The organism is Flavobacterium defluvii (assembly GCF_900129555.1).
GTDB classification, from domain to species: Bacteria; Bacteroidota; Bacteroidia; order Flavobacteriales; family Flavobacteriaceae; genus Flavobacterium; species Flavobacterium defluvii.
Genome location: NZ_FQWC01000001.1, coordinates 31,651 through 47,751, shown reverse-complemented (window position 1 = coordinate 47,751; position 16,101 = coordinate 31,651). Strand labels below are relative to the sequence as shown.

The 16,101-nt window shown below is 34.7% G+C and carries 13 protein-coding genes; 7 read left to right on the top strand and 6 right to left on the bottom strand.

Annotated features, from left to right (window positions below):
• Positions 1–268: 268 nt before the first annotated feature.
• From BUC29_RS00185 to BUC29_RS00180, 3 genes are read left to right on the top strand one after another with little or no spacing between them, the layout of a single operon-like run.
• On the top strand, positions 269–868 hold the full coding sequence (locus tag BUC29_RS00185; RefSeq protein ID WP_073412271.1) for an REP-associated tyrosine transposase: 600 nt from the start codon (positions 269–271) through the stop codon (positions 866–868).
• 58 nt (positions 869–926) lie between these two features.
• Positions 927–1,067 (top strand): hypothetical protein, encoded by a 141-nt coding sequence (locus BUC29_RS21435; RefSeq protein WP_167369512.1) that lies wholly within the window; start codon positions 927–929, stop codon positions 1,065–1,067.
• A 10-nt stretch (positions 1,068–1,077) separates the two neighbouring features.
• Entirely contained in the window at positions 1,078–1,314 is a 237-nt protein-coding gene (locus BUC29_RS00180) for a hypothetical protein (RefSeq protein ID WP_073412269.1), read from the top strand.
• A 324-nt stretch (positions 1,315–1,638) separates the two neighbouring features.
• Here the strand turns inward: BUC29_RS00180 and BUC29_RS00175 are convergent, their stop codons facing one another.
• Positions 1,639–1,920, bottom strand: coding sequence for a hypothetical protein (locus BUC29_RS00175; RefSeq protein WP_073412267.1), 282 nt, complete (start codon positions 1,918–1,920; stop codon positions 1,639–1,641).
• Between the two features lie 307 nt (positions 1,921–2,227).
• Between BUC29_RS00175 and BUC29_RS00170 the strand changes: the two genes are divergently transcribed.
• From BUC29_RS00170 to BUC29_RS00155, 4 genes are all read left to right on the top strand, one after another.
• On the top strand, positions 2,228–3,415 hold the full coding sequence (locus tag BUC29_RS00170) for an FAD-dependent oxidoreductase (protein WP_073412265.1): 1,188 nt from the start codon (positions 2,228–2,230) through the stop codon (positions 3,413–3,415).
• Positions 3,416–3,428: 13 nt separating this feature from the next.
• Complete coding sequence (locus BUC29_RS00165; RefSeq protein ID WP_073412263.1) at positions 3,429–5,192, top strand: flavin monoamine oxidase family protein; 1,764 nt, start codon at positions 3,429–3,431, stop codon at positions 5,190–5,192.
• Positions 5,193–5,325: 133 nt separating this feature from the next.
• A complete protein-coding gene (locus BUC29_RS00160; RefSeq protein ID WP_073412261.1) occupies positions 5,326–6,282 on the top strand; it encodes a homocysteine S-methyltransferase family protein in 957 nt (318 codons plus the stop codon).
• Positions 6,283–6,559: 277 nt separating this feature from the next.
• A complete protein-coding gene (locus BUC29_RS00155) occupies positions 6,560–7,255 on the top strand; it encodes an XAC2610-related protein (RefSeq protein WP_073412259.1) in 696 nt (231 codons plus the stop codon).
• Positions 7,256–7,258: 3 nt separating this feature from the next.
• Here BUC29_RS00155 and BUC29_RS00150 read toward each other — a convergent pair whose 3' ends face one another.
• From BUC29_RS00150 to BUC29_RS00130, 5 genes are read right to left on the bottom strand one after another with little or no spacing between them, the layout of a single operon-like run.
• On the bottom strand, positions 7,259–8,563 hold the full coding sequence (locus BUC29_RS00150; protein ID WP_073412256.1) for an ATP-binding protein: 1,305 nt from the start codon (positions 8,561–8,563) through the stop codon (positions 7,259–7,261).
• Positions 8,564–8,595: 32 nt separating this feature from the next.
• Positions 8,596–9,267 carry a hypothetical protein gene (locus tag BUC29_RS00145; protein WP_073412254.1) on the bottom strand — a complete coding sequence of 224 codons (672 nt, stop codon included), beginning with the start codon at positions 9,265–9,267 and terminating at the stop codon, positions 8,596–8,598.
• A complete protein-coding gene (locus BUC29_RS00140) occupies positions 9,264–13,541 on the bottom strand; it encodes an eCIS core domain-containing protein (protein ID WP_244160727.1) in 4,278 nt (1,425 codons plus the stop codon). The genes BUC29_RS00145 and BUC29_RS00140 overlap by 4 nt, the downstream gene beginning before the upstream one ends.
• Positions 13,538–14,353, bottom strand: a complete 816-nt coding sequence (locus BUC29_RS00135; protein WP_073412253.1) for a hypothetical protein — start codon at positions 14,351–14,353, stop codon at positions 13,538–13,540. The genes BUC29_RS00140 and BUC29_RS00135 overlap by 4 nt, the downstream gene beginning before the upstream one ends.
• Positions 14,353–16,089, bottom strand: coding sequence for an eCIS core domain-containing protein (locus BUC29_RS00130; RefSeq protein WP_073412251.1), 1,737 nt, complete (start codon positions 16,087–16,089; stop codon positions 14,353–14,355). The genes BUC29_RS00135 and BUC29_RS00130 overlap by 1 nt, the downstream gene beginning before the upstream one ends.
• Positions 16,090–16,101 lie beyond the last annotated feature (12 nt).

Here is a 16,101-nt window from a genome sequence, read left to right as displayed (position 1 = left end):
AATTTTAGTAATGTATCAGATGTTTTGTATCCACTGGCTACGAAGTATGTAAATCTGTCTCCTTATGTATATGTAGTAAATAATGTTATAAATGCTTTTGATCCTCGCTCTCCGAAGAGCTCAACTGAAAAGCTGCGCAAATGTCTCTGACTTTGCGCAATTTTTTTGTTCTTATAAATTGGTAAACGTCTCAAAAGTCTCTGACTTTTTTCGTTAGTTTTTAAATAAAAAAAGAAAGTTAAATCTTATATTTTTGTAAAAAAATAAAATGAAAGAAGGATACATAATAAGAGATCAGAGATTACCACATTTTATCACTCCAACAGTTGTAGACTGGATAGATATTTTTACACGTCAATGTTATCGAGACATTGTAATTGAAAGTTTAAAATACTGCATTGAGAATAAAGGAATGATTTTATATGGTTACGTAATTATGAGTAATCATATACATTTAATTATTCAGTCTGAAAATGGAAAATTATCAGATTTAATAAGAGATTTTAAAAAGTTTACAGCAAAAAATATTCTCGAAAAAATTCAAAATAGCCCTGAAAGTAGAAGAGAATGGATGCTGGAACGTTTTAAATTAGCTACACAAAGCCATTCAAGAAATAAAGAATATCAATTTTGGCAATACGGAAATCATGCTGAAGAAATTTATACAAATGAATTTATGTGGTCTAAATTAGATTACATACATTTAAACCCTGTAAAGGCCGGATTGGTTGTCAAGGCATCAGATTATATTTATTCAAGCGCAAGTAATTATCTTAATGATTCAGGTATGTTACAAATAGAGAAGGCAGATAATCTGATAGTTAATGTTTTTGATAAAAAATCAATTGTTCGCTATAATCAATATTGAAATGTCGTTTAAAGTCAGAGACTTTTAGAGGTTTTCGTTTTCAAATGAAGATTTAAAGTTGGCGCAAAGTCAGAGACATTTGCGCAGCGTGATTGAACACTTTGCGGAGCTGGGGGAAATTGTGAGCGAAGCTGAAGTTTTAGTAAAAGGAAAAGTGAATAATGCAAGTGTTAAAAAGGTTAATTTAAAAGAGGATTAATAAATAAATTATGTATTACATTATATTGTGCGAAATAGCAACTGGAATAGTATTAGAATTAGATGGAAAAACTAGATTTGTAGAAACAGATGCTGATAATCTTCCACATATTTCTTTTGAAAATCTCAAAAAAGCTGAAGAAAGAGCTGATATGTTAGTTCTGGAAAATCAAGATTTAGAGATAGCAATTTATGACGAAAATTGGAAATTTATAAAAAGAGTAACAAAAAAAAGAGATAGTGTTTGAGACTAGTTTTTTTATAACAATGTAGGTAAACTTGTTCAGCGAAGAGTCTTAATTAAAAATTTCCCCTTGCCCTGCGAAGAGTTCAACTGAAAAACTGCGCAAATGTCTCTGACTTTGCGCATTTTTTTTGCTTTTAGAAATTAAAAAGTTCTCAAAAGTCTCTGGCTTTTCCCCCTTAGTTTTTAAATACAAATAGAAAGTTTAATCTCATAATTTTGTAAAAAAATAAAATGAAAGAAAGATATCTAATAAGAGACCAAACATTTCCGCATTTTATAACTTCAACAATACAAATAAATTTAAAAACATATTTTTTTAACCGCTTTAGTTTATCATTTCAAAAGTTCCGGGTTGTTCCTCATTCTCATCATATTCTCCTGAAAGGTTTTCATTAGGATCTTCTTCTTCCCAGTCATTTTCATCATATTCAGACTCGAAATCGTCTTCCAGGTCTTCTAATTCTAAGTTGTAGTGGTTATGAACTGCCATTGCATTTGAAAAACCACCTTCTAAATAATCATCATAATTCAATAACAATTGTTCTTCGTAAGATGTTATGTTATCTGTAAAATCTTCAGGTATATAAGAGTAATTTTCGAATGTCATATAAATCAGTTTATATTAATAATTAAGTCAATTTCCGAATTTCGCATTCTCGGATAACTTAAAATTACAACTAAGTCTTACAGATGATTTATATAATTCTTTTTTATACTTCTCTAATTCCCACTTTGCTGACTTCAGATGCTTATCCTAATCTTTACAATGAATACAATAGAATCTTCAATCCCATTACACACGTTTCATAACCAAAAATCCCCGTTTGGTGTCATTTTTTTAAAGTTCATTTTATATCTCAAGTAATTTAGAGTTGAAATCCAAAACAACTATAAACTACTTAACCTACAATATAATGAACAGAGAAAACTATGATGTAATTGTGATTGGCGGCGGCCCAATAGGTTTGGCAACAGCTTATCATTTAGGAAAACGAAAAGCCAAAACGTTAGTACTGGAGCAATTTACATTTGTAAACCAATTAGGAAGTTCAGCAGGAGTTTCGCGTCAGTTCAGGATTCCGTATCCGGAAGAATATATGGTGCAAATGGCGTTAGACGCGCAGCCGTATTGGGACGAATTGGAAAAAGCAAGCAATACACAATTACTTGATAAAGTCGGCACACTTTGGTTTGGAGATCCTCAGGTACATTCTACAGAAGGGAATATTGCCGAAGCCGAAGAATCACTAAAAGCTCTAAACGTTCCTTATACAACGCTTACAGCAAAAGAAATCGAAGATAAATACCATTTTAAAAACCTGCCTGAAACTTACACCGGATTGTTTCAGCCAGACGGCGCCAGCATCAACTTCAGGGCAACAAATGAAGCGCTTTTAAATCTTTGTCAAAAAGAAGAAACCGTCCAGCTTCAGGAGAATTCTCCGGTTCTTAAAATAAACCAAATTGGAGCTCTTTTTGAACTCGAAACGCCAAACGGAATTTACATTGCCAAAAAATTGGCGATAATTCCCGGTCCATATATCAATAGCGTAATCAACCTTTTAGATTTTAAAATAGAAGCGACTTACTGGAATATGTCATCGGCTTATTTCAGAAAAACCGATCCGAATATTCAATACCCAACCTGGTTCGTATTTCAAAATGCAATTGGCGAAAACGGAAATCAGTTTTATGGTTTTCCTTCAGTCGATTGGGATCATCCGGATTACATTCGCGTAGCGCCGGACTTTGTCATCAATCCGCTTGAAGAACCGGGCGATAGGACTTTAATTCCAAATTCGCAGGAACTGGATTATACTTCAGACTGGGTACAAAATCACATGACTGGATTAGCCATAGAACCAGAATATACCTCAACCTGCCTTATCGCTTTGAGTAAAATACCAAACAAAGAGTTACTGATAGATTTTGCGCCCAGCTATGTTCCAAATCACAAAAACATTGTTTTATATGCCACGGGTTGGGCCGCAAAGTTTACTCCGTTTTTAGGAAAAATCATGTCGGATCTGGCTTTAGACGGACATACTGATTTTGATATTTCACCTTTCCAATTAGGACGCAAATACTTTAAAGCAATCTAAAAAACATAAAACTATGAATAAAAATACACCTTTAAACACAGGAAAACATCCTGATTTAAAAATAGAAGTAGCCATAATTGGCGCCGGAACTTCGGGACTTTACACCGCTTATCGTTTGGTTACAGATAAAAAATACAAAGCCAGCGAAGTACAAATTTTTGATATGAACAGTAAACTGGGCGGAAGGCTTGAATCTGTAATTATGCCGGGTATGAATTTCTGGGGAGAACTAGGCGGAATGCGCTACCTGACTTCGCAGCAAATTGTGACAACCTTAATCGAAGGTTATCCATTAACAGAAAAAGACCCAACAAAGCGTAAACCGGTTTTGCAGGATAAAATGACTCCGGTTCCGTTTCCGATGGGAGATTCTTCAAAACTCTTAATGTATCTTCGAAAAGAACGTTTTAAACAAGATGCCTGGAATGTGGCTCAGGCCGATGGTAAGAAACTGCCAACGAGATATTATTTGAATGATGAAGATTTCGGTTTTAGTTCAGATCAGCTTTTTAATAAAATTATTTATGATGTTTTAATGGCCGATCCGTGGGTGAAGAAAAAATACAAAAGCAAAATTATAAAAGGCGATACGATTTACGATTATTCGTTTGAATTAACCAGCAGAGACTGGGACGATATTAAACCGAAACTGGTTTATAATTTTCCAAAATCACCTTATAACAAACGTAAAGTAAATGATCTGGGATTTTGGAATTTAATTAAAGATCAGGTTTCGCAGGAAGGTTATGAGTTTTTAGCCAATGCGGGTGGATATTATTCTAACACAATCAACTGGAATTCTGCCGAAGCTTTTCCGTATATGGTGGGAGATTTCTCTGCAGGAACCATTTACAAAACTATCGAAGAAGGTTATGATAGTATTGCTTACGCCATTGCCAATTCTTATATGGAACATGAAGGTGCTACTATTTGGTCTGAAAATAAACTGCTGACTTTTACGAAAGAGCATTCTTCAAAAAAAACACATAAATACGAACTGACTTTTCTGAATCTAAAAACCAATTCAGAATGGAGAGTGTATGCTAATTCGTTAGTTTTGGCAATGCCGAGAAAATCGCTTGAACTTTTAGATCAGAATAATTTCTTTTTTGATATTAACGAAAATTCGGTTTTAAATAAAAACATTCGCTCTGTAATTATGGAGCCGGCTTTTAAAATATTAATGGGCTTTAAATATCCGTGGTGGAAAGAACTCGGAATTGATTCCGGGCATTCGATTACTGATTTGCCAATGAGACAATGTTACTATTTCGGAACCGATCCTAAAACCGATAACTCCATGCTTTTAGGAAGTTACGGAGATATGGAAACCGAGACATTCTGGAAAGCACTTTCTGATGATAAGGTACTTTTTGAGGTAAAATCGGCTAAATCAGCATCGTTAAAAGAATTGCACGAACTAAATGACGTTCAGGCCACTAAATTAATGGTTGGCGAATTAATGAATCAGCTTCGTGAACTTCATGGTGATAAAGTGACGATTCCGGATCCGTATGTAACTTATTTTAAAGACTGGACAGATGATCCTTTTGGAGCCGGATATCATGCCTGGAAAGCCGGATATTCTGTAAAAAATGTGATGCCATATATGCGAAAACCAGTTGTGAGTGAACAAATTCATATTTGTGGAGAAGCCTATTCAGATCAGCAGGGCTGGGTGGAAGGTGCTTTTTGCGAAGCCGAAAAAATGTTACAGCAGCATTTTGGATTAAAACGTCCGAAATGGTTGAGTCCAAAATATTATTTGGGTTGGTAAAACCTGAAAAGCTAAAAACAATAAAACCATTCAATTTGAATGGTTTTATTGTTTTTTAGAACGTGTTTTTTGTAATTTTATATATGTATTTAGTTGATTTTTAGTTGTTTAATGTTTTAAATGTGAAAAGAAAATGAAAGAGAACGGAACTATTTTGCCCCATGAATCGAATGATCTTTTTTTAACAGATGGCGGACTCGAAACAACATTGGTTTTTCTGGAAGGATTTGATCTTCCTTGTTTTGCCGCTTTTGATTTATTAAAGAATCAAGAAGGATATAATGCGATTAAAAATTACTATATCCGATATTTAGAAATCGCCAAAAAGTACAAAACCAATTTTATTTTAGAAGCTCCAACTTGGCGCGCCAATCCGGATTGGATTGAAAAAATTGGTTATTCTAAAAATGACTTAGCTGAAATAAATAAAAAAGCAGTCGCACTTTTGACCGATTTAAAAGCAGAATTTAAAAATGATATCGAATCGATTCTTATAAGTGCCTGCATAGGTCCGCGCGGCGATGGATATGTTCCTGAAAATTGTATGAATGCTGAAGAAGCACAACTTTATCATTCTAAACAAATTGAAGCTTTAAGCCACACTAAAATTGATTTAGTTTCGGCAATGACGATGAATTATGTCGAAGAGGCTATCGGAATTGTAAAAGCGGCTGAAATATTTAATCTACCCGTTGTTATTTCTTTTACGGTCGAAACCGATGGAAAACTCCCAACAGGCATGAGCTTAAAAGAAGCTATCGAAAAAGTAGATCAAAATGTAAATATTGCGCCCATATATTATATGATAAATTGCGCGCATCCCACTCATTTTTTAAACGAACTTAAAGAAAATCAAAACGAAAATTGGGTAAAACGTATAAGAGCAATCAGAGCCAATGCCTCGTGTAAAAGCCACGCCGAGCTCGATGAAGCTACCGAATTAGACAGAGGAATTCCAAATGAATTAGGAAAAGAGTATCGGGATTTAAAAGATTCTTTTCCGCATTTAAATGTTTTTGGCGGCTGCTGCGGAACTGATGAAGAACATGTAGCAGCAATTGCAGATCAATTGAATATTAATAGCCTCTAGTTTTAACTAGAGGGACACAAATTAATTCAACATGGCTTTAGCCTAAAAGCGCATTTGGCTAAAGCCTTTTTTAGAACTTTCCCAGATTCCTCTAGTTAAAACTAGAGGCAATTGAAGAAATGCTTACTAGAAAATACAATTCTCCCGCTAGCACGAGCATCTTGCTCGTGCCAGTTTGAGTAAAAATAAGAACAGATATAATTTTAAAATGAAGATTTGTACTTAAAAATCAATTAGATTTATCATTTATTAGATTCAATTCTAAAAACATCTAAAAATGAAAAATCTTATTTCGATATTTATTATTTTACTTTTAATGAGCTCTAGAAATACGGCAGAAAATGTTTCTTTAAAAAAAGATCGCAAAGATAAGGTTTCAGTTAAAGAACTTTCCCAAACCCAAATAGATACTTCTGTAAAAATAAGTGAACCTTTTAGCATCAATGATATAAAATGTAACTGGAAACAAATTGATTCTGTTTCTGGAGCAACAACAATAGAATTAAGAGATTATAAAACACAGCGGATTTTATTAAGCTATTCTGATTATTTTAAATCGGGAAATGATTTTAATGCAGAAGATTATTTTAACGAACATTTTCAGGATTTAAATTTTGATGGCTTTAAAGATTTTTTGATCACAAGCCAAGGGAGTAACGCCACAACAGACAAGGTGAATATATATTTGTTTGACAAAAAAACAAAATCATTTGAATTTTCAGAAGAACTGTCCGACAATGTAATAGAAAGAATAGATAATGCGAATAGAATACTTTCGACAAGTTCATCTACTCTGGATAATGAAATTATCAAGAAGCATTATTTTAATAAAAATGGGACAATAAAATATTCTGAAATTATAACCAAGTCAGATGTTAGTGAAAACGATTCGGTTGCACATTATAAAAATATTTATGAAAAAATTGTCAATGGTAAAGTTGTAAATACAAAAGAATATAGTACTATCGAATAATATTTACATCATTTTCCCTTCTTTAGCATATTCCTTTTTAATTCCCTGAAGTAGATGGTTAAGATTAATACTTTCGTTTTTATCCTCTAAAGTTCTCAAACAGGCATATTGAATAATATTTACAATATTAGCTCCTGTAATATCATATTTTTTTGAGAGTTCGTTGAGGTTTACATCTTCGGCAATTTTAATTCCCTGCGGCAGATTATTTTTCCAAAGCTGTAAACGTTCATTATAAGTTGGCACCTCAAACTCAATTATTGACTGAAATCTACGTGTAAAAGCAGCGTCAATATTGGCTTTAAAATTAGAAGCCAGAATAACCAATCCGGGATGATTTTCTATGCGCTGCAATAAATATGAAACTTCCTGATTGGCATATTTATCGTGAGCGTCTCTAACATTGGTTCTTTTTCCGAAAACAGCATCGGCTTCATCAAAAAACAAAATCCAGTCTTTGTCTGCCGCTTTGTCAAAAAGCGAAGAAAGATTTTTTTCGGTTTCACCAATGTATTTCGAAATCACCATCGATAAATCAATTCGGTAGACATCTCTTTGGGTATATTTTCCTAAAAGTGAAGCCGTAAGCGTTTTTCCCGTTCCCGGTGCGCCGTAAAACATTACTCTAAAACCCGGTTTTATTTTGGTTTTCATATTCCATTCATGAAGCAGAATTTCATTGAATTTAAGCCAGGTTTCTATTTCCTTAATCTGATTTAAAGTATTAGAATTGAGAACTAAATCTTCCCAGTCTAATTGAGTTTCGATTAACTGGGCAGGGAAATTACTGCTAAGCTGAGGTTTCAGAATTTTTCCGGTTATGAATTTCTCGATATATTCATCTTCTAATATCAATAAACCACTCAGTTTAGGTTCACCATTTGGAACAGATTCTAATTTGATGATTCTTTTTTGATAGAGAAAAGAGCTGTTATGCAGGTAATTGTAAAACGAAATTCGTTCCTCGAGATCATTTCCGGCAATTAAAAACTGAGCTGTTTCGCCCGTTGGTAAAATCCCGCGGTGGTTTTTTGTTTTGATTCCGCCAAATTCAGGTAATTCACCGCCATTTGGTAAATATTCGGCAATAATGGAGCTTAAAAAATCAGGCTTCATGTGTGGAACCAGAGCTAATCCTAAAATGAGAATATCAGTTTCAGTGAGATTATTTTCGATAATAAATTCATCAATAAAACCATTAGAATCAAGCTGATTTAAGACAGGTTTTTCCATCGGATTTTCAACTTGAAAGAGTGTATCGAGTTGAAATATGAATTGGTTTTTTAGGTATGTGAAGATTGTTTCCATTGTGATCAAATTAAGTATAATAATTCCTTTTTCTATTTGTTTTTATTCTGATCAAATAATTTGGTTTCTTTTATAAACTGCATAAGTTTTTCTTGATCTATAGTTGAAAAATCATATTTGTCTTTAAGGACAATATCTTTTATTAATTCATATTCAATAGGATTAATTTTGAATATCTCATTTAGAAGTCGCGAGATAAAAATGCGATTACTATGATATTTTATAAACAAATCATTAAACATTATCATTGCATAATCTCTGCAAGCTGGTTTTTGAATAGCGAATTCAATTAATACCTTAAATATGATAACTTTAAAATTCCATTCGTTTTTTTCATTTTGGAGAAATAATTCTAATTCAGGTATAACTTCTGGTCCAATTAATTCCAATACTTTTGGAAGTTCATATTGATAATCAAATGCTTCTTCATTTTTTTTATTTGTCAAAGCATCCAAAAGCGGTTTTACAGCTTTTTTAATTTTGAGTTGGCTCAATGCTCTCCAAGCATGTCTTGGTGCAAAATCTTCTACTGTAAAACCCGAGATTGCATGGCTAAGATCAGAATTGTCTATAATGTCAATTAATTCATCTGCATGTTCTTTTGTTAAACCTAATTCTTTGACATAATTAGGCCAATTCATTGTAAGATTTGTTTCTCCGTATGAGAATAATTCTTCTACCTCTTTAGAATATTTTTTTTTCATTTTACGTAATAATTAGTTCCATGTTTGGTTACTGCGCCCCCAGGAACATTTAATGTTTGTAGAGCATTTGATATTGTTGTATTATCTCTTTGCAAACTACTTGCAATTTGTAAGAAATTAGTAAAACTTGTTTTAGTATATACATCACTTCCGATAGTAATGGTTCCGGCTATTTTATTTGCATTGAGAAGATTTACAATTAAAACTTCCGGTGCAAGAGCAGGTACTGATACTAGATTAGGAAAACTTCCAGGCACATCATTATCAAATAGAGATGTTACTGTAGTTCCGTTTACTTCATCAACTTTTGCAGTAATTGATTCCGCAATATAAAAACCTAAAGCTAGTCTAAGTTGAGCTGGGCTTGGTGATGGTAATGAAAACACAGCATCATTCCTTGTATTTTCATAATAATTTACAGTCATCGAATATTTTAAGGTTTTATTTTTATTGTTTTTGCCAATAGTTTCTGGTCCGTTATCCATGTTTGTATTTAAAGATTGAGATCCAAAAACAAGATTCCAATTACTTGCTGGTCCAAATAAACTCGCAGATAATATATGCACTCCTTTTGCTTCTGATTGATTCCCAGCATTTTTTGCAATATGAGTGTCAATGTGAGTATTACCGGCAATAACATTTCTGTTAACTCTTCCTCCTGCGGTACTGCCTCCTTGAGGTGCAAGGTTAGTTAACGGATCCACGACGACTGTCTTTGATCTTCCTTGATCCAATACAGGAGGTTTAATTTCTGTTTTTTTCTTCTTAGGTTTTTGATAAGCCATTAATTGAACATAATTATAATCCCAAGTCTCTCCGCCATCAGTTACTGAAGAAATATTGATGACAGATGACTGATCTGTATTGACTTTATTTTTAATGGCTTGAGCTTCTTCAGCAGTAACTTCTCCCTCATCATTTTCTTTTTCAGTTTCAGAATCAATTTCAGCTAGAGCTCCCGCTATTGGTCCCGAAGGCGTTGCCGCTTCAGGTTCACCTCTTCCCATCACTCTGTCCAATAAAGCCATTCCTCTGTCTACAGCCTGATTCACTAACCATGTTAATGCCTCATCAACCATTTGCTGAACAGAAATAATCATTTCGCCAATTCTCGCTCCAATTCCTGAAAGACCAACCTGATTCGCAAGGAATCCAATTACAATTGGCATGGCTTCGCCCATGGTTCTTTCGAGGTAGTTTGCGGCTGTTGTTACATTTCCTTTTGCGATATCGGCCACGCCGTTAACAAACGAATTGACAACTTCGAGCATTTCACGCAGGTATTTTATAAAACTTTGAATAGCATTGTACAGCGCCATGGCGCCGTTTATCACAGCCATAATTCCTGTTGGGTCTAACATGCTTAATAGTCTCGCTGTAATACGGTTAATGATGCGTTCCATGATAAAGTTTTTCACAGCATCGAGAACTGTATTCCATAGATTGCTAAGCTGTTCCTGAATTTTATCCCAAATAGCAGCCATACCACGTTCCTGAACATCTTTTATAAAAGTCCAGATTCCTTCTAGCGTATTTATCATTCCGCGGATTCGGGCAACGCGTGCAGGACCAATTCTTGGATGAGCAGCCAATTTTTCCCATATTTTCTCCATCGAAATTCCAAGAACTTCAAGTACCCACGAAATCACGCCTCGTAAAGAAAAATCGGTCAATACAGGAAGGTTGGCATCTCTCAATTCGCTCATTAACCAGCCCGTAACACCACTAATTAAATGCGTAACAATGTTGTCAAAAAACTGAACGAAACCTTGTTTAATGGCACGCAGTATATTTTTAAGGAAACCAATAGGATCTTTTTTAATATCTTCAATTGCCTGCATGGCTCTCGTTATGATATTTCCGATTAAGTCAAAAGGGAAATTCATAATTTCGAGGATAGCGACAATTACGATTCGGATAATTTCTGCAACAAAAGCAATAAGACGTCCAATTGGTTCGCCGAATTTTTCGATAATTCGGACAAAAGCATCAAGCGGATGAATAAGATCATCAATTGTAAATGAGTTCCAAAGATCAGTAAAAAGCTGAATAATAGCCTGTGGAGTCATGTTTAAAGTGGCTACAGCCGCTTCAATCTGACCTGTAATTCGAGCAATTGCACCCGTTTCTACCATTTGAGCATATTGTTCTTCCCCGCCATCCATTAAACTCATAAATCCTCTGATTACATTAGGAATTGTTCGCTCAACCGTTTCATTAGTAAAAGGATCGCGGCCAATAATTACTTTTATCAGTGAATAACCTCGAACAGTAGCGGCTTGAGAAGAAAGCCATGCTAAAAGCGAATCTTTAACAAGTTCTAAAACTTTGAGTGCTACGCCCGAAGCAAAATCCCATACTCTTTGCAGGAATCCTCCAGCTTGAGCAGCAAGTGCAGAAAGATTGTCAGCAATATTAACTAAGTTTGACGGCTGAATCGCATCCCAGGCGGCCGTTATAAGTCCGCGGAGTTCGCCTAATAAAGAAGTGAAAGTTCCAACCTGAGTATCAAGCCAGTCGGCTGTTTTCTGGAGCGTTCCTTTTTCTTTCATTTGCTCCAATTCTGTTTGCTTGTCTATCAGTATTAAGAAATCTTCTAATATTTCTACAGTTGTTGCTGTAACTTCTTCGTCGCGTAACGGATCATATTTGATTATTTTTTTGATTAATGACCAGGCTTTGTTTTCTGCCAAAATAGGTTCAGCAACATCAATCAAAGCTTCTTTTATCCATGTAATTACCTGATCTACAGTTGCGCTTACAAATGAGGTAATTCTGTTAACTAATTCGTTGAATTTTTCAGTAATTAAATCTATGATGCCTCTGTAAGGAAAAGATAATTGATGCCAAACATCTTCAACTAAATCCAAAATGCTGTCAATAGTTAATCCTAGTTCTCCAAGTTTTCCTTCGACCCAGTCAAAAACCTGCTGTAGAATTCCATATTCCTGAAGCTTATCGAAAATGGCAGTTCCGAATGGAATAAGACCCATTAAACCTTCTACAAGATTAATTGGAGTTCGTTCAACATCAACCTGACGTAACGGATCGTAACCCACAATAACAGTAAAAAGAGTATAACCGGGAATGTGTCGTGCCCGATCGATTATCCAGTTTGGAACTAAATCGAGGAACGACCCCTGAATCATTTCCGGAGCAGGGGAGATTGGTTCCGGTTTTTTTCTAATAGCTGCTCCCTGCTGTACAGTATGTGTTAATTCGTGAGCCAATAAATGCTTGCCATCCTGCGAATTTGGATTGTATTTTCCTTCGTTAAAATAAATATTGTTTCCGGTTGCAAAAGCCTGAGCGCCCAATTGCTGATTCATTTTAACTGCATTTGAATCATTGTGGATGCGTACGTTGCTGAAATCGGCACCAATGCCGGATTCCATTTCGGTTTTTACTTTTCCGGATAATGGACTTCCGCCGCCTTTACTGCTGTTTAAGGTACTTTCTAAGTTTGAAGTGTCAGAAGGTGTATCTGAAGCTGAACTCATTTGGAGTTCTTTTTCATCTTCTTTAGCCTGAATTTCCTCTTCTTCTTTAGCCTGAATTTCTTCTTCTTTTTTCTTTTGAATTAATGGTTTTGGAGGAAGAATTTTTTCTTTGGTTTTTGGCTTTTCAGTTTGTACAGATTCAGTTTTATTTTGAGTTGTTTCTACTTTCTCAACTGCATTTTTTTTCTGAATATCCTCTTCTTTTTTCTGTTGAATTACAGGCTGTGAAACATTTGATTTATCTTTTGTTTTAGGAGATTCAATTTTACTTTGAACAGATTCTTCTTTTTCTAATTTCAATTGAACAACCGGAACAACTTTTTTGATTTCTGGCTTTTTTTGAACTTCTTTTTCCGGATTATCTTTTTTCTGAATTTCAGCAGTTCGTTTGTTCTGCATTACTGGCGAAGCATGAAAAAAAGAATCCGAATTTGCTCCTTTATTATGAACTACTTTTAGTTTTGGCTGAACAACTGTAGAGATTCCTTCTACAGCGTTTTTCTTTTGAATTTCGCCATTTTTATTTTGCGAATTTAGCTCGGCAGAAGCTTTACTTTGAACAACTGGCGAAGGTGTAAAAAATGCTTCAGGAGCTGTGTTTTTTTTATTTGAAATAACTTTATCAGCCACACTATCAGCTTCTGCTTCAAATTTATCGTTTGATTTGCCAATGTTGAGTTTTGCCTGAACACCAAAAAAAGATCCCTTCTCATTTCCTTTGTTATGAGGATTGAGATTGCTTTTTCCGGCTGAAGTTTTGGCAAAAACACTCATTTTTTAAATTTTTCCTGTTTAGAAATTAGTTCAGTTTTAATAATTAAATTTTGTAATTTATAAAGATGGTCATTGCTGTTTATGTTTAAAAAAGTTTCTGTTAAAACATACATATTGCAATCTTTATTGACCATTTCTATATAATACCAATCAGAGTTTTCAGAGTTATTTAAGTTTAAATTTTCGATTTGATTTTTTGATAAAAAGTTAATCCACCAAAAACCATTTGGTACTTGGGTAATATCAATTTTGTTAATTGTATAATGCGCAGGAATATTAAAATGATTAATAATATCAAGATTAGGTCTAGGAACAAATTTTTGATATTCAAAAGGTAATTGCGATATAACTTGATTATAACTTTTTTCAGCAAAATAAACTTGAAGTATTTGTTCATCTTCGCTATATGCATATAATCCTTTAAAGCTATTAAACATGCTTTTTAATAACTCAAAAAAAGGTTTTAAATCAGGTGTTTTCGGAAAATCATTTATTAATGAATTAAAAGAAAACCATAAACAATCATAAATTCCGTCTCCACATATTTCTTCAGTTAGAAAAATGTTGAATTCTTTAGTCTCATTGCTAAATACTATTATATCATCTTGTTTTTTACTAAGATAATTTGAAATTTCATCTACTGAAATTTCATTTTCGAAGTATTGGTCACCAAGATATTTTACTGTTTTATTTTCATAATCATGTTTTTCTAGCTCGCTGATAACTGCCAGAAGTTTTTTTGATAATTCTAAATCAGATTGCTTCTTGCTTAGAATTTTGAAACGGTTATATGTAAAATTGTTGTTATTCATTATTCTGGGATGCTTAAAACAGGAGGGTATCCTCCCCAACGAGTATTAAGTAACAAAGCAACATGACGATCAGGTATAGACCACATGTGATAATATGCACATCTTTGCGCAACAAAAACGCCAAAGTTTTTCTGAGCATCAAATCGTGCTAAGGTTAGATCTCTAAGACTAATCATAGCAGGGTTAAAAAACCAGCCAAAACCAACTTTAACTTCCCAAACAACTGTATGACTTGTTTGTCCATCATAATTAATAGCTAAAAATGGAGGACCTGGCCATAGATTATAATCATATTGTCTGCCGGATACTTTTGTAGCATAAGCGTCATGTCTTGCATGGCCTCCTAATCTAGTAATCTCTCTGCTTTTGCATCCTGTTCTATTATCATCTTCTTCTGGCTGCGGTGCTGGATCTGGTAACGGAACAATTTCTATTCTTGGATCTGTTTCTTCATCAGATGTTGTTCTTGGTGTCATTCTTCTCGCTCTATTTAGATAGTCTAAATAGTCTCTTTGAGCAGGAGATAACCGGTTAACCCAGTCATATTCTCTTGGAGATGCATAAGGGCCTCCAGTTATTGGGTTTAACTCATCCATCCAGCGAGGTGCAGTAGAACTTGGCCATAATAGAATGGTAAAGAAAGCAACTGGAGGTGCAGCCTCGGCAGAAAACATTGCTATTCTAGTAAGTACAGAAGTGGCTTCTGCACCAGCTGCTGCTGTAGCTCCTCCTTCTGCCAGTGCAGCTCCTCCTTCAATAACCGATGCCGAACCCCATCTTGCAGCGGCTGTTTCTAATGCACTTGTTCCGGTTGCTGCTGCTCCAGTTGATCCTGTTCCGGTTGCTGCCGCTGCAGATGGAGCGGTTAACCCTGCTATAAGTGCTGGAGCGGCGCTTGCCATAGAAGCGGCTTCTTCCTGTGTTACAGGTATTTGCGGTATTGTTGGAACATCATAAGGTAAATACGGAGCACTCAGTAATCCGGCGGCATCCCATTCAATAAGGGAACTTAATAATGTAGATATTCTATGCTCAACTCTTGGTGGAGGGGAACTTTCTTCTGGAACTACTTGTCTTTGTAGTTTTGGTTTATTTCCCTGCTGAACCGTATGCGTCAATTCATGCGCTAAAAGATGTTTTCCGGATTGGGAATTTGGATTGTATTTTCCTTCGTTGAAATAAATATCATTTCCATTCGCAAAAGCCTGCGCTCCAATTTCCTGACTCATTTGCACGGCATTTGAATCATTATGGATTCTTACGTTACTAAAATCGACTCCAAAACCAGATTCCATTTCTGTTTTAGTTTCTTTAGAAAGTGGAGTACCACTGCCTTTTGAACTGTTTAATTGATTTTCAAAACCAGAATTTACAGTTGTTTCAGGTTCAGTTTCATCTTCCTTTTTTTGAACATTTTCATCTTGGCAATCGCATTTTTGAATTGGCGATAGCTGAACCACAGGAGTAATGGTTTCTGCTAATGGTTTTTCCTGAATTTCATTTTCCTTGTTTTCCTTTTTTTGTATCGTAGAAGAACTAAAGAAAGGTTCTGCCGTTTTTTTTGAACTATTTGATACTATTTTATCAGCAGTTTTATCGGCTTCGACTTCATATTTATCATTCGATTTACCAATATTGAGTTTTGCCTGAACACCAAAAAAATCCTCGCTCCGTCTTGAAGTAAAAGCGGATTGAGTAGAGACATTTGGTTTTAATTTTTGGTTGAAAGCTGGCATTTTTATAAAAAA

Bases quoted from the DNA above. Each gene is read 5' to 3' on its own strand.
- BUC29_RS00185 (WP_073412271.1), top strand. From the start codon at position 269: ATGAAAGAAGGATACATAATAAGAGATCAGAGATTACCACATTTTATC.
- BUC29_RS00180 (WP_073412269.1), top strand. From the start codon at position 1,078: ATGTATTACATTATATTGTGCGAAATAGCAACTGGAATAGTATTAGAA.
- BUC29_RS00175 (WP_073412267.1), bottom strand. From the start codon at position 1,920: ATGACATTCGAAAATTACTCTTATATACCTGAAGATTTTACAGATAAC.
- BUC29_RS00170 (WP_073412265.1), top strand. From the start codon at position 2,228: ATGAACAGAGAAAACTATGATGTAATTGTGATTGGCGGCGGCCCAATA.
- BUC29_RS00165 (WP_073412263.1), top strand. From the start codon at position 3,429: ATGAATAAAAATACACCTTTAAACACAGGAAAACATCCTGATTTAAAA.
- BUC29_RS00160 (WP_073412261.1), top strand. From the start codon at position 5,326: ATGAAAGAGAACGGAACTATTTTGCCCCATGAATCGAATGATCTTTTT.
- BUC29_RS00155 (WP_073412259.1), top strand. From the start codon at position 6,560: ATGAAAAATCTTATTTCGATATTTATTATTTTACTTTTAATGAGCTCT.
- BUC29_RS00150 (WP_073412256.1), bottom strand. From the start codon at position 8,563: ATGGAAACAATCTTCACATACCTAAAAAACCAATTCATATTTCAACTC.
- BUC29_RS00145 (WP_073412254.1), bottom strand. From the start codon at position 9,267: ATGAAAAAAAAATATTCTAAAGAGGTAGAAGAATTATTCTCATACGGA.
- BUC29_RS00140 (WP_244160727.1), bottom strand. From the start codon at position 13,541: ATGAGTGTTTTTGCCAAAACTTCAGCCGGAAAAAGCAATCTCAATCCT.
- BUC29_RS00135 (WP_073412253.1), bottom strand. From the start codon at position 14,353: ATGAATAACAACAATTTTACATATAACCGTTTCAAAATTCTAAGCAAG.
- BUC29_RS00130 (WP_073412251.1), bottom strand. From the start codon at position 16,089: ATGCCAGCTTTCAACCAAAAATTAAAACCAAATGTCTCTACTCAATCC.